Annotated in this window: 13 protein-coding genes and 2 pseudogenes; 7 read left to right on the forward strand and 8 right to left on the reverse strand. The window is 60.2% G+C overall.

Features of this window, described 5'->3' with window-relative positions:
• Positions 1–96: 96 nt before the first annotated feature.
• Positions 97–1,197: a sugar kinase gene (locus tag FJ398_07875; protein MBM3837871.1), complete on the forward strand. Its 1,101-nt coding sequence runs from the start codon at positions 97–99 to the stop codon at positions 1,195–1,197.
• A gap of 242 nt (positions 1,198–1,439) precedes the next feature.
• On the opposite strand, the gene FJ398_07880 is transcribed toward FJ398_07875, so the two are convergent.
• From FJ398_07880 to FJ398_07900, 5 genes and pseudogenes are all read right to left on the reverse strand, one after another.
• Positions 1,440–4,019 carry an SEL1-like repeat protein gene (locus tag FJ398_07880; protein MBM3837872.1) on the reverse strand — a complete coding sequence of 860 codons (2,580 nt, stop codon included), beginning with the start codon at positions 4,017–4,019 and terminating at the stop codon, positions 1,440–1,442.
• 68 nt (positions 4,020–4,087) lie between these two features.
• A complete protein-coding gene (locus FJ398_07885; protein MBM3837873.1) occupies positions 4,088–4,681 on the reverse strand; it encodes a hypothetical protein in 594 nt (197 codons plus the stop codon).
• Between the two features lie 27 nt (positions 4,682–4,708).
• A pseudogene (locus FJ398_07890) lies at positions 4,709–5,752 on the reverse strand (Gfo/Idh/MocA family oxidoreductase).
• 261 nt (positions 5,753–6,013) lie between these two features.
• Positions 6,014–9,526 carry a hypothetical protein gene (locus FJ398_07895; GenBank protein ID MBM3837874.1) on the reverse strand — a complete coding sequence of 1,171 codons (3,513 nt, stop codon included), beginning with the start codon at positions 9,524–9,526 and terminating at the stop codon, positions 6,014–6,016.
• A 330-nt stretch (positions 9,527–9,856) separates the two neighbouring features.
• On the reverse strand, positions 9,857–12,526 hold the full coding sequence (locus FJ398_07900; protein ID MBM3837875.1) for a bifunctional YncE family protein/alkaline phosphatase family protein: 2,670 nt from the start codon (positions 12,524–12,526) through the stop codon (positions 9,857–9,859).
• 114 nt (positions 12,527–12,640) lie between these two features.
• Here FJ398_07900 and FJ398_07905 point away from each other — a divergent pair, with 114 nt between their 5' ends.
• From FJ398_07905 to FJ398_07925, 5 genes and pseudogenes are all read left to right on the forward strand, one after another.
• A complete protein-coding gene (locus FJ398_07905; protein ID MBM3837876.1) occupies positions 12,641–14,050 on the forward strand; it encodes a pyrrolo-quinoline quinone in 1,410 nt (469 codons plus the stop codon).
• Between the two features lie 443 nt (positions 14,051–14,493).
• The gene (locus FJ398_07910; GenBank protein ID MBM3837877.1) at positions 14,494–15,969 is read left to right on the forward strand and encodes an ATP-binding protein; all 1,476 of its coding nucleotides are present in this window, start codon (positions 14,494–14,496) and stop codon (positions 15,967–15,969) included.
• Between the two features lie 184 nt (positions 15,970–16,153).
• Positions 16,154–16,379, forward strand: a pseudogene (locus FJ398_07915) (calcium-binding protein).
• Positions 16,380–16,733: 354 nt separating this feature from the next.
• Entirely contained in the window at positions 16,734–17,171 is a 438-nt protein-coding gene (locus FJ398_07920; protein MBM3837878.1) for a hypothetical protein, read from the forward strand.
• Positions 17,172–17,529: 358 nt separating this feature from the next.
• The gene (locus tag FJ398_07925) at positions 17,530–18,645 is read left to right on the forward strand and encodes a serine/threonine protein kinase (GenBank protein ID MBM3837879.1); all 1,116 of its coding nucleotides are present in this window, start codon (positions 17,530–17,532) and stop codon (positions 18,643–18,645) included.
• Between the two features lie 37 nt (positions 18,646–18,682).
• Here FJ398_07925 and FJ398_07930 read toward each other — a convergent pair whose 3' ends face one another.
• The 3 genes from FJ398_07930 to FJ398_07940 form a co-directional block, all read right to left on the reverse strand.
• Positions 18,683–18,943, reverse strand: a complete 261-nt coding sequence (locus FJ398_07930) for a hypothetical protein (protein MBM3837880.1) — start codon at positions 18,941–18,943, stop codon at positions 18,683–18,685.
• A complete protein-coding gene (locus FJ398_07935) occupies positions 18,940–19,683 on the reverse strand; it encodes a hypothetical protein (GenBank protein MBM3837881.1) in 744 nt (247 codons plus the stop codon). Before FJ398_07935 ends, FJ398_07930 begins: the two co-directional genes overlap by 4 nt.
• Before the next feature lie 226 nt (positions 19,684–19,909).
• On the reverse strand, positions 19,910–22,027 hold the full coding sequence (locus tag FJ398_07940) for a ferritin-like domain-containing protein (GenBank protein MBM3837882.1): 2,118 nt from the start codon (positions 22,025–22,027) through the stop codon (positions 19,910–19,912).
• Positions 22,028–22,519: 492 nt separating this feature from the next.
• Between FJ398_07940 and FJ398_07945 the strand changes: the two genes are divergently transcribed.
• Positions 22,520–23,971, forward strand: a complete 1,452-nt coding sequence (locus tag FJ398_07945) for an FAD-binding protein (GenBank protein MBM3837883.1) — start codon at positions 22,520–22,522, stop codon at positions 23,969–23,971.
• Positions 23,972–24,013 lie beyond the last annotated feature (42 nt).

The following is a 24,013-nucleotide window of genomic DNA, read 5'->3' on the forward strand; positions in this document are numbered from 1 at the left end:
ATAACTAATTTAGTTAAATCTAAATGACTTTGGCCAGGGTTGGGGATTGGGAATTTTCGTTTGCTTTCCAGACCGCTCCATCTAATAAACACGCCCATGGCAATTCTTGAAATCAAATCGTCCGCTTCCTGCACATACGACATGATCGCGCTGGGAGAAATCATGCTCCGGCTCGATCCCGGCGAAGGCCGCGTTCGAACGGCCCGCGAATTCAAAGCCTGGGAGGGGGGCGGGGAGTACAATGTCGCGCGGGGCTTGCGCCGCTGTTTTGGAATGCGGACAGCCGTCTGCACCGCATTCGCTGATAACGAGGTGGGACGCCTCATCGAAGATTTCATTCTTCAGGGCGGAGTCGATACGACGTTCGTCAAATGGAGAAGCTACGACGGCGTCGGACGCTCGGTGCGGAACGGACTGAATTTCACGGAGCGTGGCTTTGGCATCCGAGGCGCCGTCGGCGTTCCGGATCGGGGCAACACCGCCGCTTCGCAACTCAAGCCCGGCGATTTCAATTGGGACGACATCTTCGGCAAGCAAGGCGTGCGCTGGTTCCACACAGGCGGGATTTTCGCGGCGCTGTCGGAGACCACGGCCGCGTTGGTGGAGGAAGCCGTGCAAGCGGCCAAGAAGCACGGAACCATCGTTTCCTATGACCTGAACTACCGGCCTTCTCTTTGGAAATCGATCGGCGGCCACAAAAAAGCCCAGGAGGTCAATCGCCGCATCGCCAGGCATGTGGACGTGATGATTGGCAACGAAGAGGATTTCACTGCGTGCCTTGGATTCGAGGTGGAGGGCGTGGACGAAAACATTTCCACTATCGATGTCACGGCTTTCAAGAAGATGATCGAGAAGGTGGTGCGGGAGTTCACGAATTTCAAAGCCACCGCCACCACGCTGCGAGCCGTCAAATCGGCCACGCGCAACGACTGGGGCGCCATCTGCTGGGCGGGCGGAAAATTCTACGAAGCCACGAACCGCGCCGACCTGGAGATTCTGGACCGCGTCGGGGGCGGGGACAGTTTCGCTTCCGGCCTCCTCTATGGGTTCATGACGACGGGTGATCCGCAAAAGGCAGTCGAATATGGCGCGGCGCACGGCGCGCTGGCCATGACGACTCCGGGCGACACTTCCATGGCCTCGCTGGCCGAAGTGGAAAAACTCATGTCCGGCGGCGGCGCTCGCGTGCAGCGGTAGCAATCGCCAAGCAGGGCAGGCATCTTGCCTGCCTGAGAGCGTGTTTGGAAAACCGTGAAATGCCCGTAGCCGCCAACGTGAGGAGGCGGATTTCCCCGAGAATCTGATGGCGGTTCCGGCTCTTCACATCGGTGGCTACATTTTCAAAACACGCTCTCTATGTCTGGAAATCCACATTCGTCCGGCGCTGGAGCGCGACAATAATTCCTCTGCGGCATTTCGGGGCAGGCTGGAAGCCTGCCCTACGGGCCCGGCCTCACTTGAGTTGAGAACAACGTGAAGGGCTCGGCAGTGATCGCCACCAGAAACGGCGCCGCGCCGGCCAGCTTCGATTCGTAATCAATGCGTGTCACAGCGACCAGCGGCGTCGAGTTCGTCCACATGGTCTTGAACAGTTGCACGGAGCGCACGCCCCCGTGGCGGATCATCGCCGGATTGACGCCTTCCCACACAACGGGCGCATCGCCGGGTTGAGGGACGCGGTTCGCGTAATTCCACCAATCCCGGACGTCCCGGCCATACACGATGGGAACTTCCGCTTCACGGCCATCGGCGAAGTGGATTCGGAAGGCGCCGACGGTTGCGCCATTTGTGGTTGAGTACGCGCAGGCGTGCAGGAAATGGAGCGTCTTGCACTGCTGATCGACGCGGATTCCGGTCACACGCGCTGGATATTCCGGCGTCCTGGACCGCAATTTGACGCGCACACTCTTGTCACCGGGCAGAGACCTGGCTGGATCGTCCGGGACATCACGGGCCAGTTGCATCAAACCGCGGACATCGAAAGCGATTCCCGCGAAGTTCACCAGGCCTTGAGGCAAACTCTGGAGATCGTTTCGTTCCGCGCCTTCGAGCCAGCTTTCGGTCAACGCTGCGTTGTAATGCGGCGTGAGGTCAAGCTGCAAGGCCCGGGCCTCGGAACTGCGTGCCGGAATGAGCGGGGCCAGCTTTCTTTTCCACTGCGCGGTGACGAATTCCGAGGCGCGACGCTCGCCTTCTGTAATTTGTGCGGCGGTCAATTCCTTTCCCAGATCAGGCAAACTCGCCATCGCTTCAGCGTGAGTTTGTGACGCCGCCAGACTGATCCATTGGTAAGCCGCGATCAAATCGCGATCGGTCCCCTGCCCTTTCCAGCACATCTGGCCAAATTGGTTTTGTCCGGTCGGGTGATCTTGCTCCGCCGCGCGGCGCGACCACGCGGCGGCCTGCGCCAGATCCTTCGCGACCCCTTTCCCGAAATAGAACATCAAGCCGAGGTTGGCTTGCGCTGAGGCATGGCCCTGGGCAGCGGCACGTTGAAACCACGCGAAGGCCTGGGACAAATCCTGCGGCACGCCTTCGCCTTGAAAATAGAGCAGGCCCAAATTGTTTTGCGCTTCGTCCAGGCCCAACGCAGCCGCCTTCTGAAACCCGGCGAGCGCCTCGGCCAGATTTTGCGGCGTGCCCGTTCCGTCCTTCCGCAATTCCGCGAGCGCGTTTTGCGCCAGCGCCACACGTTGTTCGGCTATTTCCTGCAAAGCCGTGAACGCCTCACGATTTCCTTTTTCGACGGGAGGGCGCAACAAACGAACCGCGGCCAGGTGATTCGTGGGGGTTCCCTGACCGCGCGATAACATTTTCGCGAGTCCAACTTGGGCCGAAACGGAACCGAGGTCCGAGGCGCGCCGAAACCATCCGAGCGCGGCCGCGTAGTTCGTCCCAACACCGCGGCCTTCTGCATAAAGGAGGCCCAGCGACTCCAGAGCTGCCAGGGAGTTTTGCTCGGCGGCATTCCGATACCAAACGATGGCTTCCGGGACACTGCGGGCGACACCTTCGCCCCGTTCGTACATCGCACCGAGCCGCGCCTGAGCCTCCGGCCAACCCTGGTCGGCTGCTTTGTGATACCAGAGGAATGCTTCCGCGAAATCCTGCGCCGCCCCATCGCCCTTGGCGCAAGCATCCCCCAGCGCCATCTGTGCAAGCGCATGTCCTTGCTGAGCCGCCTTGCGATACCAGTTAAGCGCCTCGGATTTGTTCTGAGCGAGGCCCTCGCCCGCGCTATATCGTGCTCCCAGACCAAATTGCGCATCGGCCAATCCGAGCTCCGCAGCCTTCCGCTCCCATTGCAAAGCCCCAGCCAGATCGCGCGCCACGCCCTGGCCTTGGGTCAGCGCGACCGCCAGCGCGCGCTGAGCGCGCGGGTGATTTTGATCCGCCGCTTTCCTGAACCACGAGAGCGCCTCCCGTTCATCGCGGCCAATGCCCGTGCCTTGCGCGTACATAACGGCCAGATTGAATTGGGCGTGGACGTATCCCTGCTCGGCGGCCTTTCGATACCATGCGACCGCATCGGCGAAATCCTGGCGAACACCTTGCCCTTTGTCGTAGCAGACCCCCAAATCATTTTGCGCACCGGCGTGACCTTGCCGCGCCGCTTTCAAGAGCCAGGGAACAGCCTCGGAAAAACTCTGCGGACCGCCGCGCCCCGAAGAACACATTTGAGCCAGCTCAAACTGAGCTTCCGCGTGCCCTTGCTCCGCGGCTTTCTGGAACCCTTTCCGGGCTTCGGCAAAATTCTGAGGCACACCTTTCCCTTCCAGATGAAGTTTTGCCTGTCTGAATTGAACCTCGGCGGAGCTCACCTCGGCGGCGGCCATGGAATTAGTCGAGGCGGTCGAGTTTGTTTCAATCTTGATGGCCGCGGTCGGATCAGACGCGGCAGTGTCCTCAGGCCGCGGTGAGTTCCGTCTCGCGATCAACCAAAGAAGGCAGACCGCGCACAGAGCAACGATTCCCAGCGCAATTTTCCTTCGCTTGAGTTTGAGTTCCAGCATAGTCATTGGCCTCTGTTTTCTCCGTTTGCTCCAGTTGGAAAGAAATCTTTAGGACGGACGGATTTCATTTCATTTCATGGCTTGTCGTCGGCGTCAGGGAAATTGGGGTCCAGTTCCAAAAGGATTCTCTTCCGCGTTTGGTCCGTGTCCACGCCCATGTTTTGCAGAACCCGAGCGGCAACGCCGTCCCCTTCGGCCAGAAGTCCGAGCAAGAGATGCTCGGTTCCAACGTAAGTGTGATGGAGCGCTTTGGCCTCTTTCGCGGCCAACGACAGCACTTTTTTGACACGGGGAGTGTAAGGGATGCTTCCGACCGTCTTCTGGTCCGGACCTGTTCCCACCAGTGCCTCAACTTCGGTTCTAACCTTTTCGAGATCCAGTCCGGCTTGCCGCAGCACGTTCACCGCGACGCCTTGGCCAAGCTTGATCAGGCCGAGTAACACGTGCTCAGTCCCAATGAAATTGTGGTTGAAACGTTCCGCTTCCTTGCGAGCCATCTCCAGGACTTGCTGCACCCGCGGTGTGAGGTTGCTCGAACGTTCCGGAGCTGTCTTGTCCGATCCCGAAGGAAGCCACTGGCGAACCCATCTCAGGAATGTGGGAGGCTGGGTTTCCGGAAGTCTCCAGGACACGCGTTCGCTGGTCTCCCCGGTTTGTAGGCGAATCATGTCATCCAAAAGGATTCTGCATTTGTCCCGATCGCTCACGTAGGCCGCTTCGACCAGCGCCATGGTCTTCAGATTGTCACGTCCGCTGATCGCGGGCTCGTTTCCCGTCTCCAAAGCAATCAGCAACTGGGCCATGGTGCCGATGAAGGCGTCCGGGAACCAGCTTTCGGTCCAGCGCGGTTGGTGAAACTCGTAGTCGCCTTTGGTCGCATATCGAATTGTTGAAGGCGCCGTGTACGGATCGCGGCACCAGCCGATGTCGCCGATGGCCAGGCCGTTCGTGCCCTCGATCCGCCATTGGATGCGAATGTCGGCAGGGCACCCTTCCTTTGCGGGGCCGGTCCAGGTGTCGTCGATGCCCACGCAGCGCAGGCCGCTCGTGTAGTCGAGGATGTAGGAACAAATGCCGTCGGTGTGCGGGAAACTTGTGCGCGGATCCGTGCGGACGCTGCAATAGATGCCCTCCGGATTGCCAAACCAATAACGAAACGCATCGAGGTGATGGATCGACATGATGCGAAGCGTCAGCCAACCCAGTTCCTTTTGCCAGGGCATCCAGTGCGGGATGCCGCGCATATCGATCGTCGCGAACACCGGTTCGCCAAGCGTGCCGTTTTCGAGCAACGTCTTGGCGGCGCGGACGGATTGGTCGTAGCGCATGTTTTGGTTCACGGCGAGAACGATGCCGGCCTTCTCGCAAGCTTCAACGGCCGCCACCGCCTCGGCGTAGTTCACCCCAAGAGGCTTTTGAGCCAGGATCCCTTTGACCGTCCTCCGCTCGCAGGCGGCTTTGATGAAATCAACCTGGTGCATGGGCGGCACGGCGATGTCGAGCACTTCGATGCTCGGATCGTCCAGGAGTTCCTCCGGACTGGCACAGACTTTGGGAACGCCATGGCGCTGGGCGACTGGCTCGGCGCGGCTGCGCGTCCGGGCTGCAATCGCCACCGGATTGAACCCGGCCTTCCGATAGGCCACAAGGTGACAGTCATTTACGATGAAACCGCTGCCAATGATGCCGAGGCGAAAATCTTTTCGCTTCGGCAGCGGAGGATGGATGTTCAAGTCCATAACCAGAGTGAACCGCTACATTCGGTCGGTATTGGGGAGCACGCGCGCCCTCGCGTGTTCCGACCGGCGCCTCGCCGGTCGAGCTGGACGCTTCGAGCACTCACCGAATGATGACGTCCTCCGACGCGCGCAGGTAGTCGGCGAGGCGCCGACCACGGCACGCGAGGCGCGTGCGCTCCCCATCTGAAACGCAAAGCCGGAAATTGTCGCTGTTCGATGGGGCATAGGCGCGTCCATCAGATGAAGAATAGGTGCGTCCGCTCAGCGATTGAAATAGTTCGGCGCGACCCAAACGCCGGGATTCTGTTTCACCGCGTGCAGCCAAAGGAGGTTGTAGGCCAGATTCCCCACCATCAAATCGCCCTCGTAGTGATCGACCGACGTGGCGCCACGAAACAGGCCCTTGTGGAAAAGCCGCTCGATGGCCAGTCGCGCGTAACGCTCGGCTTGCGCCAGGTGTTGGGGCTTCCTTTGAAGCGCATAAAGGTCCGTGAACAAACCCAGGATGCTGGCATAAACGTGCGCGCGGACGATTTCGTGAGGTGGGGGAGGTTCGTGCGTCGCGTAATGGCTCGCGCAATCCTCAGCCAAACGAAGCGAACGCGCATCGCCGGTCAACCGGTGCAACGCCAGAATCAGGCCAATGTTGTCCGCCGTGAAACCGCCACCGTATCCGTAACGGTAAGGCTCGGAGTAATCGGGTTTTTGTCCCGGATCGGTTTTCATGGGAAAGCCAGCCAGAAACTTCCCTTCCTTAAGTTTGTGCGGCAGACCAAGCACGCTTTCCGCATAAGCCTTGCCCGCGCTGACGAAGCGCTCCCTCACCTCGCCGGGCGGCAGAAGCGTGGCCGATTCCAGAAGACTTACCGCAAGGCTCAAAGTGGATTCCACCGTGGCCGTGCCGGCCTGGCTGCCGCGCGTGGTGCTCGGAAGAATTCCCGTCCCCCGGTCACGCGCGCTCCAATGGTGATCGATCATCCGCCGACACCACTCCAGGTATTTGGGATCGCTTGTCTTGGAGTAGGCGAAGGCCCATAAACTGATGTAAAAGCCGCCGTGCCTGGGAAAATCCATTCCGCCGAGATTCTTCGGGCGCGGGCTCGGCAGCGCTTTGAACAAATCGGCGTGGCGATCGAAGTGAAAAGATTCGAGATCACCGACGTGATTGAGCAAGCCATCCGCTTCGCGCCGAATCGCCTCCGGACCGAGCGACCAAACGCTATCCCAGAACGCCGCGGGAATGCCGCCAAGGAATTCATGCGTCGGATGACCCGGCTTCTCCTGAAAGAAATCCCAATACGCGTGCTCGCCCCAGGGAAAGAGTCCCGTAGGCTGCGGACAGTTGCTCAGGAAGAATTTCAGATAATCGGTCGCCGCGTTTCGATATTTGGAATCGCCGCACAGTTCGCTCGCCCATTCGCACGCCCGGAGCAGCATGATGTCGTGCATCAGGTTCCCACCGCGCAGCGAGCGATCCGAATAACGCTGGCCTTCGATATTCGCGGGAATGTCATCGGGAATGCGATGAGTTTCCATGTCGAGCAGCGAAGCGAACATCGGGCTGTGAAACTTGCCGTAGCGGTCGGTCCCTTCGGCGATCATCGTGTCCAGGAACGCGCGGACGTAATGCAGGTAACCTTTGGCTTCATCGAACTTCACGCCCGGCGCCACGTATTTCTCACCCAACGCGCGGCGAAGGACGAACCGTTCGGAGCCTTTCTCGTCTGCGATGGGTGAATCTTTGCGGACCCCAGCCACTGTGCCAGGCGGGCTGGCATAAACCTCAATCTCGTGCAGCCTCGGATACGAATGATCCTCGCGCCAGGTGTCGCGGATGCGAACGCGGAGCCGGCTCGCCTTCACGGGAGGAAAATCGACGACCGTGCTCACGTTGGTCGTGCCTTTCACAATGGCCACCGGTGTGGCCCCTGCCCAATTCGTATTCACCCACGCGTAAACCTCAAAATCCTTCAATGCCAGCCGATCTCGGAAGATCGTGGAAAGCAGCACCAGGCGTTGAACGGTTTGCGGCTCGTTGAATTGGATCACGATATTCGCCGGCTGAAAACTGAGCGGGTGCGCTTCGCCGACCCACTTGGTTTCCGGATTGCCGTCGATGGCATTCTCGATCTTGAACTCGTCGCCTGGCGTCGCGTGTGAAGCGAAGATTTTGGCCCGGCTCGCCAGGTCAATCTTCGTCGGGAGCATTGGATCGGCTGTGGACCTGGTTCGGATTTGATCCCACGGTTGCACGCCAGCGCGCGCCGCCCACCTTTCGTATTTGGCTGCGAGCGATTTCACTTTCGCGGGAAGAGCCGGCGCCAGATTGTTCAGTTCACTTCGATCCGCTTCCAAGTCGTACAGTTCCCAGTCGCGTTTATGTTGGGCGACCAGTTTCCATTTGCCCTCACGCACCGCGCGATTGCCTTCGTGCTCCCAGTAAATGGCATCCCGGCTGATCCGCGAGCGGCCTCGCAGAATCGGGACGAGGCTCTTTCCTTCCAATGGGACGATTTCGCGTGCTTGGAAAGTTTTCGGATAACGAATGCGCGCGACGTCCAGGCAGGTCGCCATCAGGTCGATCAAATGCCCCGGTTCATGAGTCAGTCCGGATTTCTTGATCACACCGGGCCAATGCGCGATCAGAGGCGTCGAGATGCCCCCTTCGTGGACCCAGTGTTTGTAGAGGCGAAAAGGCGTGTTGCTTGCGTTGGCCCAAGGCGGCCCGTAGCTGAGAAATGATTCTCGTGTGCCGGGGAGTGCTCCGGGCGCGCCTCGATCGATCTTCTCCGCGCAACCGCCGTTGTCCGCGAGAAAAAGTATCAAGGTATTCTCGAAACGACCGGTCTTCTGGAGCTCGGCGAGGATTCGCCCGATGCCTTGATCCATCCGGTCGATCTGCGCGGCATAAACCGCCATCCGCAAATCCCACGCGTCTTTGTCCTTCACTTCCTCCCATGGTGGGACGTCCTTGTCGCGCGGCGTCAGCGGCCAGCGGCGGTCCACGAGGCCGAGCTGGATCATCCGTTCGAGGCGTTGCTTGCGCAGCTCGTCCCAGCCGATCAGATATTTCCCGCGATATTTCTCAATGTCTTCGGGCAGCGCGTGCAGCGGCCAGTGCGGCGCCGTGAAAGCGACGTAGAGAAAAAACGGATTCGCTCGCGACCCGGAGTCCGCGATGAACCGGACCGCGTTGTCCGCAATCGCGTCGGTCAGGTAGAAATTCTCCGAGGGCGGGGTGTGCGGCTGGTCGTCGATGGCCATTTTGCGGCCCTCGTCCAATTGGAAGTAACTGCTCCCGCCGCTGATGAGCGCGTACGATCGCTCGAACCCGCGGTCCACCGGCCAGTGGGGACGATTCTCGCCGACGTGCCACTTGCCGGACATGAAGGTCTGGTAACCCCCGTGTCGCAGCGCTTCCGCGATCGTGACACAACGGTCGTTAAGATAGCCCTGGTAAGCGGGACTTCCCCGATTCTGCACCATGTGGCCAATGCCGGCCTGATGCGGATAAAGCCCGGTCAACAGGGCCGCGCGCGTCGGACAACATCGTGCGGTGTTGTAGAATTGCGTGAACCGAAGCCCGCCGGCAGCGAGCCGGTCGAGATTGGGCGTGGCGATTTCTCCGCCGTAACAGCCGATGTCCGAGAACCCCATGTCATCCGCCATGATGAGGACGATGTTCGGTCGTGCAGCCGCTTCCGCCAAGCGCGGTGTGGAGACCAGGCAGGCACACAAAGCAACCAGGACAAGCGCGGAGAAAGGGCGTGGCATGAGTTCATTTCAAGAGCGGCGGGAACAATTGACAATCACATTTTTGGGACTGTGGACTTTGGACTTTGGGAACAGTGTGCCGTCTGGATCGGATGCACAACCACGAAACACGCAAGCCCGAATTGCACCGGTACCCGCAGATCTGCACTCGGCCCATGAACAAGGTAGGGCGAGCCTGTCCCGGCGAGCCGGTCTGGACGTGCTCCACGCACGTAGATCGGCTCGCTGGGGACAGGCTCGCCCTACCCAGAACGAAGAATGACCTTGGTTTTCAGAGCGCCGGTGGAGCCGTGTCATGCTCCTTGAACGGCTCTCCGTTGCTGAGCGCCTTCAGTCCCGATCCACACGTTTGCTCGTCGGCAAGATCGCCCACGCCGGATAGGGCGCATGGCCCTTCTGCGCGAACCAAAGGATTCGGTTCAGCAAATCTTCCGGGCACTTGTCGATTTGATCGAGCGGCAGACGCTGTGAAAGCTCGGCGTATCGGCGTTGCACCGGATCCTTGATCGCCTGACGCTCCGGATTCAATTGATCGAGCGGAATATTGTTCGGCACCGCCTTGAACGGAGTGAAATCCGGGGTCATCGTAAAACAGTCGCTCATCGGCGTCGCCGCCGCGTCCATCTGATTCATCGGCGGCAAACCGAGAATGAGTTCCATCGTCCGCAGCATCCCTGGCTGATTGTATTGCGTGCTGACCACCGCGCCGCGTTTCGTGTACGGGCTGATGACGTAAGCGGTCGTGCGGTAGCCGCTGACATGATCCCAACCGCCCTGCGGATCGTCCTCAATGGCGAAGATGCACGTCTCCTTCCAGAACCGGCTGTGGCTGATCGCTTCCACGATCTGGCCAAAGGCCAGGTCGTTGTCCGCGACGTGCGCGGCGGGCGTCGGCATTTTCGGTTTGGTTCCGGAAGTGTGATCGTTCGGCAGGCAGATGATGACGAGATTCGGGAAATTGCCGGTGCGCTCGTATTCCTTGAACTCCTTGATGAATTGCGCCGCGCGAAACACATCCGGAACGTCCATCGACCAGCCCACCGTTTCCATGTTCAAATGCGGCCGCAGCGATTCGATGGCGGGTCGGCTGCGCATGACCGTCAGGCCCGTCTGTTTCGTAAAGTCGTTGTAAAAATCGATGAAACCGGGCGCCGGCTTGCGTTGCGGGTCTTTCCAGCCGGTGACGGCAATGGCGAACTCGCCGTAATCCCGGATCGTTTTACCGTGCTCGAGCGCGTTGTCCCAGATGAAGCCGCCGGGCGAATACGCCAGCGCGTCCACGTCATCATCCTCCATCCCGTCCGGGTAACTGCGGGGGAAACCCGCGAAGGATTTCTCCATGTAATCGGTCGTGATGCCGGTGGTCGCCCATTGATGGCCGTCCGCGCTCAGAATTCCCGAGCAATACGTGTTGTCCAGGAGCACGAATTCGCGAACCATCTTGTGCTGGTTCGGCGTGATCTGCTCGCCAAAGATGCAAAGACTCGGATCGCCGTTGCCTGCTTTCACGTCGCCCAGCACCTGATCGTACGTCCGGTTTTCTTTGATGATATAGACCACGTGCTTGAAAACCGACGGCTCCCCTGCCCTTTCGGGAACCGGACGCGGCGGTTGATTGGGCCGAGGCGGCAACTGTGCGGCTTCAATCATTTCACGCCGGCAGTTGGCCAGGACGGTTCGGGTATGTTGAACGAGCTGATTGCGGTTGGGCACCGGCACAAGAGACACGGTTCCCAGGTATTGGTGGGAGTTGAACTTCACCGGCTCGTTCGGGAGCGTGCGGCGGCCGGAACCAATGCCTTTGATATTGGCAACGTGAAGCATCTTGCGTGGGCCGTCCCAGACGATCGCGCCGGGAAACCAGCCGACCGGAATCAAGCCGAGCAATTTCGATCGGCCAGGCCGAAATGAAACCACCGCCACGGCGTTCTGCGTGCCGTTACAGACGTAGAGCGTTCTGCCCGATGCATCGAAGGCCAGCGCGTTCGGGCTGGCCCCAAAATAATCCTTCGGCTGCCAGCGCAGCGAAATAGTTTCAACGACCTTGTCGCTGCGCGTGTCGATGACGCTGACGGTGTCGCTGGCGGCGTTGGCAACGACCAAATGCCTGCGGTTTGGCGTCAGCGCCAGTGCGGAGGAATGCAGACCCAGGAGAATCTCCTTAACCACTCGGCCCGATTCCAAATCGATTAACGAGACTGATCCTTCGTTCGCGATGTGCCGTCTGGGATCGACACGGACCAGCGTGCCGCGCCCGGCCGGGCCGGTGACGCTCTCGGCGTCCGGACGGCGGCCTCCCCAATTGCTGACGTAAGCTTTGCGGCCCACGAGCGTGACGTCGTAGGGCGCCACGCCCACGTCGAAGAATCGGACCGGCTTTCGGCTTTCCAGATCCAGTTCCAGAAGGCGATTGGACAAATTGAGAACCACGTACAGGCGCTTCGCATCGGGGGACAGCGCCAGGCCCGAGGGAATTTCGTTCGTCCGGCGGGGAAGGCCGGTTCCAGGCAGCAGAATCGAGAAAAGTCCGCTCACTTTGCCGTCCTTTGCGACCGCGAACACTTTGACGCTGCCGTTGACATTGGAGAGATAAACGCGCGTTCCGTCCGGCGAGAAGATCAGTCCCGTGTAACTCACCTGGCCTTCTTTGTCCGGCTGCAGGATGTGCGTGGAAACAACGCCGGGCCTCGGCTCGCCCGCTTGCTCGGAAGGCAACGGAACGCGTTGGCGAATGGCGCCGGTCGCCGGATCCAGCACGACAATCTCGTGCGTTTTGCCGGAGGTCACCAGCAGGCGCCCATCCGGACTCAGAGCGAGCGCTTGAGGGCGCATCTCCGGGAGTTCGATTTGTTTTCCGGCCGGCGTCAGGATTTGACTGACGGGCAGCACGACGCGATTCGAGCTGGAATAGCCGACGGTTTCGTACGGAGGGGAGGATTGGGCGTGGAGGCTGATCGGTCGCAGCAAAACCAGCACGAATAAGCAAATCAATCTTCTCATAGGCAGCGCGCGCGATTGAATCAGAGTTGACGCGTCAGGCAAAGGGAGATTACTTCGCTGCCAGCCGACTTCGCAGCGGATTTAGGAATCTGAATCCAGTTGCTCACGCTCGCCATGAAACTCAAGTTTTGCCTCGTCGTTCTCACCCTACTCCAAGCTCACGGGGTTTCCGCAGCGGTCGCCTGGCCGCAATTCCGCGGGCCAAATTGCTCAGGCGTTTCTGAATCCGACAAACCGCCCGTCGTCTTTGGGCCGGCCACGAATCTGCTTTGGAAAACCGCAGTGCCGCCAGGCTGGTCTTCGCCCTGCGTTTGGAACGACCGGATTTTTCTCACTGCTTTCGAGAACGGCAAACTCATGACGGTCGGCCTTCGCCGAAGCGACGGGAAGAAGCTCTGGGAACAGGCGGCCCCGGCGGAGAAGATCGAAGAGATCAATCCCGTCAGCAGTCCCGCTTCGGCCACCCCCGCGACCGATGGCCGGCGCGTCTATGTTTATTTTGGCTCCTACGGTCTGCTCGCTTATGACTTCGCGGGACGCGAACAGTGGCGGAAGCCGCTGCCGCTCGTCACGCTTTCGAATGGGAGTGGCACCTCGCCCGCGTTGATCCAGGGACGATTGGTCATCAATCGCGATCAAGAGCATGGAAAATCCTCTCTGCTCGCCGTGAATCCGCGCAATGGCCGGACCGTTTGGGAAACGCCACGCCCCGACTTCGCCAGCAGTTATGCGACGCCCATCTTGTGGAAACATGGCCAGGACGAAGAGATCGTGGTCGCGGGCAGCGTTCGGGTCGTGGGCTATGGCATCAAGGACGGCCAGGAACGGTGGTGGACCGGCGGCCTGGAAGCCGTGAGCGTGTGCCCAACGCCGATCATTGGCGATGGCCAGCTTTTCGCGGCATCCCGCAGTTTCGGCGGCAACAACATGCCGCCGTTCCCGCAAATGCTCGCGGACATGGATCCCAACGGCGACCGCAAGATCGCGCGCGCGGAAGGGAAGGGCTTGCTCGGCAACAAGGCCATCTTCGACGCAACAGACACCGACCACGACGACATCGTGACCGAGCAGGAGTGGAATGCCGCCCTGGCGTTCATCGCCAAAGGCGATCATGGGATTTTCGCCGTGCGTGCCCCGGGGAGCGGTGACTTGACGGACTCTCATGTCGTTTGGAAACAGAAGCGGGGCATCGCGACAGTTCCTTCCCCATTGTTCTTCCGTGGGCGGATTTACGCGGTCCAGGACGGTGGCCGCGTGACGTGTTTCGAGGCCAAGACCGGGAGAATCCTCTTCGAACAAGAACGCCTCGGCGCCGACGGTGAATACTACGCTTCCCCCATCTGCGCGGATGGAAAAATCTATTTCGCCTCCACGCGCGGCACCGTGAGCGTCATGAAAGCCAGCGACACGTTACAGGTGCTTGCCCGAAACGATCTGGGCGAACGCCTCATGGCCACGCCTGCCATCGCCGACCACAAACTCTACGTGCGGACCGCGAACCATCTCTGGGCCTTCGGGAAGTGACCGCACTCAGCAATTCTCATTTGACTTGGCACACTCGCTTTTGCTGGCAGTTCCAATCGACACCGGGCAATATTGGTCTTCTGCTGTGGCAAGCATTGATCCAGAACCTAACGAGGAAATGAATTCCTGCCGCTGAGGAGTTCAAAGCACTCATGAAACAATTGAGTCTGTTCCAGCTTCTGACTAGTGATGTGTCTCACAAATGGCTGGAGTTATGTTGCGCCCAAAACGGCCTGGGGCAAGGCGCGACGAGGGAGCATAGCCCCAGTGCTCTGCGACCGAGGAGCAACGCAGCCCCAGACCGTTTTCGGCGCAACCCTTCGGGCCGCAGGTCTTTTGGCCTCCCGCTTCGTTGCTCGCGCCTTACAGACCCACCAGGGGTATGCGCGTCGCTCGCGCCTCGCGGGAGGCCAAAATCCCTTGCGGCATAACTCCAGCCATTTGTGAGACACATCACTAGCGGTTTGGAAGTGCTCATCCGCAACGCCAATCCCTGGTGGCGCGGGGAAGCAATCTCGGACGTGCCTCCATTTCGCCGTTGGGCGTTTGACCCCGTTTTGGAGAGCCTGCTCAAAGGCATGACACCGGCTACGGTGCTGCGAGGTCCCCGCCAAATCGGGAAGACGACGCTGCTGGTCCAAGTTATTCAAAAGCTCCTGGCGGATGGCACTGCGTCCAGCCGAATTCTTCGGCTGCAATTTGACGACCTGCCGGAATTGAAGAAGCTAGCGATGCCACTCGTTGAATTAGTGGATTGGTACGCGAAGAATGTCCTCCACAAAACCCTCAACCAAGCCGCCAACGAAGGCGGCCCGCCTCTATTATTCTTGGACGAAGTCCAGAATTTGGCGGATTGGGCGCCGCAACTCAAACACCTGGTGGATATTGGCCGCGTGCGCGCTCTGGTGACCGGCAGTTCCGCACTGAGAATCGAAGCAGGGCGAGATAGTCTTGCCGGAAGGATCACGACTTTCGAGATGGGGCCGCTGCTTCTGCGCGAAATTGCAGAATTGCGGGGCTTTGGCCATGCGCCAGCCTATTTGCCCCACAACGGTCTGGGACCGCTCAAGGAAAAGAGCTTTTGGGAAGGCCTTCGAGAATTTGGAGAAACCCATGCGCGTCTGCGCCGGGACGCATTCAAAGCATTCTCAGAGCGCGGCGCCTATCCAGTCGCTCAAGTTCGCACGGATATGACCTGGGAAAAAGTCGCGGACTTCCTGAACGAGACGGTCATACGCCGCGCCATCCAGCACGACCTACGCATGGGGCCGAAAGGCCAAAAGCGAGACGAACACCTCCTGGAGGAAGTCTTCCGACTGGCTTGCCGCTACGTGGGACAGTCTCCGTCGCAGACCTTGTATTTGGAGGAGATCAAGCGCGCGATGAACGCCAACATCGGTTGGCAAAGAATCTTCAACTATCTGAAGTTCCTCGATGGCACATTGCTGGTCCGATTGGTCGAGCCGCTCGAACTGCGGTTGAAGCGACGTCGGGGCGCGTCCAAGATCTGTCTTTGCGACCACACACTTCGGGCGGCCTGGCTTCAAGAAAAGATTCCCTTGTCGCCCGAGGACTTGAACGCAGCCCCGCATCTGGCAGACCTGGCAGGCCGGGTTGCCGAAAGCGCCGCGGGTTACTTGCTCCGTTCCATCATTGGCTTGGATGTGGCCCATTTCCCAGAACGAGGCGCTGAGCCCGAAGTGGACTTCGTGCTAACTGTTGGCGAGCAGCGAATCCCAATCGAAGTCAAGTATCGCCGACGAATCGATTTCCAGGACACTCACGGACTACGCTCCTTCATCGAAAAAGCACATTACCATGCCCCTTTCGGAATTCTGGTCGCTCAAGGGGAAGAGGAATCCGTTCGTGACCCTCGAATTGTATCTCTTCCGCTATCCAGTCTGTTACTCATGCGGTGACAGGGAATCGATCGGAGTAACCCCTCAGTTAACGACGGTGGGGCAACGCTCCTGCGGAGCCTTTCTTCGATGGCATTGGCTCGGCGGGAGTCCTCGCCCCACCGTAACTACCATAACTGAGGGAAGAGATTGCCCGCGTCTCTGTAACTCATGCGCCCTGGCGAGCGTCTAAGCCTGCAATGGAATTGGCCCCTGCTCTGGTCCGTGCGCTCGTGCTGCTGGCACTGCCTTGTCTCAGCCTGGTATCCCCTCTCCTGGCGCAGCTGCAGGATTCCTGGGAGCGATTGCGCGGTTTCGACGCCAACAAGGACGGCAAAATTTCGCGCGACGAATTTCCCGGTCAACCACGCGGGTTCCAACGCATGGACGCCAACGCCGACGGTTTTATCACGCGGGAGGAAGCCGGCGCTCTCCGCGGGCGTTTGGGTCCCGGCCCAGGAGGGAACTTTGGCCCGCCAGCCGGAGGCATGGGCCTATTGATGCAACTCGATGCCAATGGGGATGGAAAGATTTCCCAGAAGGAATGGTCCGAGTTTTTCGAGAAAGCGGATGAGAACGGCGACGAAATCCTGCAACCGGAAGAATGGCAGGCCGCCACGAACCGCGAACGCCTCAACGATCCTGCGCCCGCTGTGGGCGCCAAAGCTCCTCAAGTCAAAGCCAAACCTCTCGGGAGCCGGCGCGAGACCGACTTGTCGACGCCAGAGCGGACCACGGTGCTGATTTTCGGCTCGCACACCTGAGGCCCGTTTGTCCAGCAGGCCGTGCGCTTGCAAGAGGTCTATGACTGCTTCAAAGACCGCGCGGATTTCTACTGGATTTACGTCCGCGAGGCACATCCCTCGGATGGTTTCCGACCCGCACGGCACGTGAGCATTGAGCAGCCGACGACTTTCGGTCGGCGGACGCAAGTGGCCAGCACTTGTTCCGCGGATTTGAAACTCACGATCCCGGTTTTGGTCGATGACATGGAGGACACGGTGGCCAAGGCTTACAATGCGTTGCCCGATCGCCTCTTCATCCTGAATTCGGAGGGGACCATCGCGTATCGCGGCGACCGCGGCCCGCGCGGATTCAAAGTGGATGAGATGGAACAGGCACTGGCCAAACTTGTGCCCGCATCTTCCGTGGCCCAGAGCAGCGCCTCGAAGGGTAACAAGAATCCGCGCAGCACTCGCCGGCCACCGAAGCTCCGGCGTTAGCTTCCAGGATTGATCTACCAAAGAACGCCTCCAGGCGCAGTCAGACTGCGACGTTGAAATAGTGAATCTCAACGACGGTGGAGTGAGGCTTCTGTCCGGCCACGCGTCGATGGCAATTGGCTCGCGGACAACAATTCTCAGTCGGACTTCGGTAGGGCGAGCCTGTCCCCGGCGAGCCGCGTTCAACGTGTTCCCAAGACTGTCGGACACGGCTCGCCGGGGACGGACTCGCCCTACCTTCACTGAGGGCGTGTTCTGAAAATGCGGACACAGGTTCTCCTCCTCGAAACGGCCCGCAATCGAGGACAAGGAGGAGGACGAGTCACAAGCGACATTCCAAACACGCTCTGAAGGATCAATGGAGAGTTTGCATTGTGGTTGCGCATTTCGTAAAACCACCGCCATGCGCCACGATCCATATCTGACGACAGCGGTCCGGTCTGAAGCCGGCTCCAAATTGTCGCTTCGGGCGCTTGGCCTGGACGCAGCCAGCGGGAAGCCGCAGTGGGACTCTGAAGTTTTTGGTTCGGATGAATCTGTCGCGATTCACAAGAAGAACAGCCACGCCAGCCCCACGCCGATCGTGGAAGGCGACCAGCTTTACGTGCATTTCGGTCATCAAGGCGCCGCGTGTCTGGACGTGAACGGGAAAATCATCTGGCGCAACTCCAGTCTGAACTACCCGCCGGTCCACGGCAACGGAGGCTCGCCCATCCTTGCGGACGAGGCGCTGATCTTCAGTTGCGATGGCGGCCGCGATCCGTTTGTCGTGGCGTTGAACAAGGCAAACGGGCAGGTGCTCTGGAAGATCGAACGCAGGACGGATGCCTCGAAGAAGTTTTCATTCAGCACCCCGTTGTTGATCACCGTGAACGGGCAAAAGCAGATTATCAGTCCCGGCAGCAATGCGGTCTGTGCTTATGATCCGAAAGACGGTCGGGAAATCTGGCGCGTGCGCTACGACGGTTATTCCGTGATTCCGCGGCCCGTGTATGGACACGGCCTGCTTTTTATCGGCACCGGCTTTGATCGACCGACCGTGATGGCGATTCGTCCGGATGGGCGCGGCGATGTGACAAAAACCCACGTGGCGTGGACGGTGACTCGCGGTGCGCCCAAGACGCCTTCACTGCTGCTCGTGGGCGAGGAACTTTACATGGTGGCCGACAACGGAATCGCCAGTTGCCTGGACGCGCGGACCGGACGCAGCCATTGGGAAGAACGAATCGGCGGCGATTGCTCAGCCTCGCCGTTCTATGCCGATGGAAAGATTTACACCCAGAACGAAAGCGGAACCGGGACCGTGCTCGTGGCCGGGAAAACCTTCCAAAAACTGGCCGAGAATGCCTTAGAAGAACGAACCCTCGCTTCCTGCGCCGTCGGCGACGGCGCAATCTTCATCCGCACCGAGACAAGCCTCTATCGGATTCAATCCGCGAAAGGTGGGCAGGCCGAGAGCGGACGAGCGGAGTGAAGGAGGGGTGGAGCAGTGGAATAGTGGATTTCGTGGATTAATGGATTCGTGGATCACGTCGATATTTAACGTTTAACGCCCGGATCCCAAACCGAACCCTGCCGCGAAGACCGTCGAAAACCTCAATCGCCGCGCGTCCGTCTCCGCCGATGGAATTGACGGTAAGTCGAACCTCGGACACGCCCTCGAGCTCGGCGAGCAACTCCCCGGCGCCGGCGCCGGAGCAACCGAGATTGTCGCCGATGGCAACCTGCGCGATGTCGCCGCAACGATGGACGGTGAACCATGAAGGCGTCATGCGATGACTCGCATGAACCTTGAAAACGCCGGTTGACCTGCCAACCCGCGCAACCGCAGCAAGACTCCGCTCTTGCCGTCCGGAAGTGTCGAAACCCTTGCATGCAGTTGAGCCAGGTCCATACCGTGCAGACCGTGGGATTGACGACAGATCGACCGGAGAACCGTAGCGCAGATTTTCAATCTGCTGTATCGCCGATTTCCAATCGGCAGGGCGCCGGCAAGTCCCAGCGTGCTCGGACTGGGAGAGGCCCCGCAGAATACAATTCTGCGATACGGCAGAGTGCAACTCTGAGCTACGAGCTTTGTCGTCCATCCCGCGGACCAAGCAGTAAGTCTTTCGCGCTCGCCTGGCGGTGCGTCGCAAACCCGCGAAAGCGAGAACTTCGCCAACGCGCCCTGCTTCGAGAGCGCTGTGCCGGGTTCGTCGTGGAACCCAGGACAGAGCGGCGCTTTGGGATCATCGCCCGCGGGCAGTGTCTCCAGATGCCGGCGCAGCGGCTTCGCAATCGGCGCGATCTGGATTCGGCCAGTCTTCTGCGTGCGGATCGTCAATTCGTCGCGCTCCAAGCCGGGGTTGGCCCAGGTGAGCGAAACCACGTCGCTGAGTCGCAAGCCGGTGTAGAGCGCAACGAGAATCGCCGTCTTCCAGTCCTGGCCCGCGACGGCCAACAGGTTCTTCAATTCGTCCATCGTGAAGGCGCGCCGCTCGCTCTTGCCCGCTGTGGAGAGATTCTCCACGAATTTGCGGGGTTCACGTCGAACACACGCTGCATGAAGGCCGTTTCCAAAGCCATCCGGAGAATCCTCAGATGCAGGTTGACCGTCGCGTTTGCAATCTTGCCCGCGGGGTTGTCGTACTCTCCGCCAGGTTTTCCACCCATACGCAACAACTTCATCTCCTAATTTGCCGCACTGAGTTGCAGCAAATCCGGTGGTTGCGGCGTGCGAGACGCGCTCGTCTGCTTCATAACCCCGCGTCGCTTGACCTTGGCGCTTCCCTACCGACCTCCCAGATGGCGAGGCACGCCTGCGCCGCTTCAGGATCGTTCAAGCACACGGCCCCGCTTCGGATGCGTGCAACCGGCGCGCCTTCCAAGCGCAGGGGCGCGCGATCCAGCAATGCGCGTGCATATTCCTGCAAACCAGTGAACCCATGCCTGCGCAACGCCGCCGTGTTTACGATGCGAAATAGCCCATGGCTACCCGGCGCCGTGTGTTTCATCAGTTCGGCCGCTATCCGCCCCATCGTGTAGCGAGGATTGATTTCCACAATCGGTTTCAGTCTGCTCATGCCCCCCGCGTCACGATAGACCAATGCGTCTATTCCGAGTGGTCCTTCATAACCAACCGCGCGAAGTTCCTGTTCCAGCGATTCCATCAGCTTCTCATACATCTGATAAATCTCCGGCACGATCTGCGGAGAGCCCGCGAAAGCACGGGTAACGGCAGACGGCAGACGCTTCGCGAAATTTGGCGCCGCAGTGTTCGCCCGAAACTGGCCTTTGGCATCATTGATCAAGCCCGTGTAACCGATCAGCTTCAATCCGCCGCCGGTCATCTCGAATTGCATTGAAAAGTCGGCCAGGCGCTCCAGCCACGGCTCCACGACGACGCCGCAGGGTTGCTGCACCGCGGATTCGATCCAGCGCCGCTGCGTATCCAGCAGCTCCGGTTCCCAAAGACGGATCGCATTGTGTCCCGCCAGACCCAGCGATTGTTTGATCACAACGCGGTGGTGGCCTCCGGCGCGAATCGCCGCAAGGGCATCCAGCGCTTCTTCGCACGTCCGGGCCGCCGTTCCGACAACCGAGGACGAACACAGCCACCTTGTCTGGAGTCGCCCGCTCTCACCGAGCATCTCCAGGAAGCGCCGGAGGAAGCTCGCGCTCCAGGCTTTTGAATACAGAGCGGCAACTCGCTCGTTGAATCGCTGCTCCGCGCTTCGTTGTTCGCCGTTCACGCTCGGGAACAATGGCGCCAACATCGCCAGGCTGTCCGGAGACCAGGCCCAAGGCCGGAGGCATCCGAGCTTGCGCGTTTTCAACTGCGTGGCTCTGGCCAATTCGACAAACTCCGGCAGGTGGAACCCGGCGTCTTTCAATGTGCTGAGGAACTGCGCGGAAGGTTTCGTTTGCACCAGCGCGATGTCGTCCTGGCGGCAGAGGAATTGCGGCAGGTTTTGCAGGTCACGCGCAAGCTGCTGCTGCTGCTGCACGGGAGTGAACGCATCGCCCTGCGCGATGTAAGCCTCGGCGAACGGGTTAAACACGAACACGCTCGGGGTGCGTCCACGAGACTGCGCAAACACATTCAGTTGAGCGATGAACTCGGCATCCAGTCCGGCGGCGCGGCGCCCTTCAACATTGAGGTGGGATCCCCCTTTGGCCCGCTGTGGAGATAACGGGAATCTGAGCTGACGGCAGAACGCCTCCCAGTCGCTCTCGTGCGGGTTCTTCCACTTGCGAAACCACTTCAGCCCGTAGGCCACGTGGGCGACCTCGTCGTGATAAACCCTGTCCAGCAACCGCGCGGATTCGTCGTCGCCTACCTGTTTGAAACCGGCCGCGAACTGCCGCGTAAAATCGAGGTTGGCCTGCTCAAACGTCAGGCTCAGTCCGGCCACGTAATCCATCGGGTTCTCCATCCTGGAAATGGCGCGCCAGAAATAGCCGCTCACGGGGAGATCCCCGAATTGCACGCCGCACGCGCGCATCCGATCGATGTACCATTGGGTGTGTTGCTGCTCATCCTTCAATGTTTGCAGCACCCCCCGGCGGAAGGCGGCGGGGGCATCTGGAAATCGCAGCAGCACCAGCGCCATCAGTTCGGTAGCAAGCAGTTCGTGATTCGCAAAGAAGTGCAGGAGACGGCCGCGGTGTTCGGAGTGTTCCAGCTCGTCAAGCCGCGGAAACTCGCGCGCGCCGCCCTGCGGCTTGAAGTGCAGCTCACGGGGACGTGCCGGCAGGGTGGGCGCAACGATTGCGCCGCCCGGTCGCTCGTCGGCGATGTTCGCCGGGCACTGAAGCTTTGCCTCCAGGCTCGTCGAAAACAGCACCTGCTCTGCAAATTCGCGCAGCTCCATTCTTGATCTTGAGCACCCAGCCTACAGCCGGCGCGTTCTGCGATCCAGCAGGCAGTCGCGCCTCTGCCATTTGCGATCGAACCGCGCCACCTTTTGCTGAAGCGAAGCTTTCTATCCCCTCAGTTAACGACGATGGGGCGACGCTCCTGCGGAGCTTCTTTTCGTTGGCATTGGCTCGGCTATACTGAGGAGACTGCAGGATAGGCGGACTTCCTTCCCCCTCACCCCGGCCCTCTCCCTTGGGGAGAGGGAAAATCGTTGGCCGCACTCCGACAAGCTGAGCGTGGCGGATCGGTCGATACGCCGGCGCAGGATTCCCTCTCCCTGAGGGAGAGGGCCAGGGTGAGGGGGAGCGCGGCGTCCAATAACCAAGCGCTGTAGCTTATCCCACGGACTGCCACAGTAAGCCTCTGCCCCACCCTCAACTGAAGGCATGCGAAGCTTTCACTTTCCCGATTCAAAATCTCTCCGACCGGGCGTAACTTCTCCGCCATGCAATCATCGACTTCCTCTCTTTCGCCAGCCTTGATCGATGCCTTGCGCGCGGAGTTGGGCAGCGATTCCATCGTGACGAAGCCGGAAGATCTGCTTGTGTATGAGTGCGACGCGTACACGCTGGAGAAGAATTTGCCCAACGTCGTGGCCCTTCCCCGCACGACGGAAGAGGTTGTCGCAGCGGTTCGGCTGTGCGCGGCGCACAAAGTCCCCATCATCCCGCGCGGCGCCGGCACGAGCTTGAGCGGCGGAGTGCTGGCCGTCACCGGCGGCGTGATGATTGCCGTGACGCGCATGAATCGGATCCTGTCGGTCGATTATCGAAATCGCCGCGCGTTGGTGGAAGCCGGCTGCGTCAATGCCTGGATCACCAATGCGGTCAAAGCGAAGGGCCTGCTCTACGCCCCGGATCCGTCCAGCCAGCCCGCGTGCACGATTGGCGGCAACGTCGCCACCAATTCCGGCGGCCCGCACACGTTGAAGTACGGCGTGACCACCAATCATGTCCTGGGCTTCGAGATGGTTCTGCCGGATGGCGCAGTGATCTGGCTTGGCACGAAACCGGACGGCGGCGAAGACGCCGAGGTCTGCGACTTGCGCGGCGCGGTCATTGGCTGCGAAGGCATGTTCGGCGTCGTCACGCGCGTCCTCGTCAGGCTGATTCGCGCCCCGCAAGCATACAAAACTTTGCTCGGCATCTTCGAGAGTGTCGATGCCGCGAGCCAGAGCGTCAGCGACATCATCGCCGCCGGCATCGTTCCGGGCGCGATGGAAATGATGGACCAGGCCATCACGCAAGCGGTCGAGGCGGCGTATCGGTTCGGATTTCCGAGCGACGCCGGCGCCGTTCTCATCGTGGAATTGGACGGCTTGCCGGCAGGGCTGGAACGCCAGACGGCGCGTGTCGTCGAGATTTGCCGGAAAAACTCCGCGCGCGAAATCCGGGTTGCCAAGACCGACGAAGAACGGGCTTTGCTCTGGAAATGCCGCAAGCGCGCCTTTGGCGCGGTCGGGCGGCTGAGCCCGAACTTTCTGACGCAGGACGGAGTCGTCCCGAGATCCAAGCTTCCGGAAATCATGCGATTCATCCAGGCGACGAGCCAGCAATTCGGGTTGCGCATCACGAATGTTTTCCACGCGGGCGACGGGAACATCCACCCGCTCGTGCTCTATGATGAACGCGATCCGGATCAGGTCCGCCGCGCCGTCGCTGCCGGAGAAGCGATCCTCGATAAGTGTGTCGAACTGGGCGGCAGCGTCACGGGCGAGCATGGCATCGGCGTGGAGAAAATCGATTTCATGGCCAAGCAATTCAGTCCGGATGACCTCGACGCCATGCGCGCGCTGCGGACGGTGTTCGACCCCGAACTGCGCTGCAATCCGCACAAGATGTTCCCCGGCTCCAAGCGCTGCTCCGACTTCGCGCCCCGAAAACAGATCGCGGCCTGAGAGCCTGTTGACAAGGCGTTTCCTGTTCGACACTCTCGCCGC

It is taken from the genome of Verrucomicrobiota bacterium (assembly GCA_016871535.1).
Taxonomy (GTDB): domain Bacteria; phylum Verrucomicrobiota; class Verrucomicrobiia; order Limisphaerales; family SIBE01; genus VHCZ01.

Bases quoted from the DNA above. Each gene is read 5' to 3' on its own strand.
- FJ398_07875 (MBM3837871.1), top strand. From the start codon at position 97: ATGGCAATTCTTGAAATCAAATCGTCCGCTTCCTGCACATACGACATG.
- FJ398_07880 (MBM3837872.1), bottom strand. From the start codon at position 4,019: ATGACTATGCTGGAACTCAAACTCAAGCGAAGGAAAATTGCGCTGGGA.
- FJ398_07885 (MBM3837873.1), bottom strand. From the start codon at position 4,681: ATGATTCGCCTACAAACCGGGGAGACCAGCGAACGCGTGTCCTGGAGA.
- FJ398_07895 (MBM3837874.1), bottom strand. From the start codon at position 9,526: ATGCCACGCCCTTTCTCCGCGCTTGTCCTGGTTGCTTTGTGTGCCTGC.
- FJ398_07900 (MBM3837875.1), bottom strand. From the start codon at position 12,526: ATGAGAAGATTGATTTGCTTATTCGTGCTGGTTTTGCTGCGACCGATC.
- FJ398_07905 (MBM3837876.1), top strand. From the start codon at position 12,641: ATGAAACTCAAGTTTTGCCTCGTCGTTCTCACCCTACTCCAAGCTCAC.
- FJ398_07925 (MBM3837879.1), top strand. From the start codon at position 17,530: ATGGAGAGTTTGCATTGTGGTTGCGCATTTCGTAAAACCACCGCCATG.
- FJ398_07930 (MBM3837880.1), bottom strand. From the start codon at position 18,943: ATGACGCCTTCATGGTTCACCGTCCATCGTTGCGGCGACATCGCGCAG.
- FJ398_07940 (MBM3837882.1), bottom strand. From the start codon at position 22,027: ATGGAGCTGCGCGAATTTGCAGAGCAGGTGCTGTTTTCGACGAGCCTG.
- FJ398_07945 (MBM3837883.1), top strand. From the start codon at position 22,520: ATGCAATCATCGACTTCCTCTCTTTCGCCAGCCTTGATCGATGCCTTG.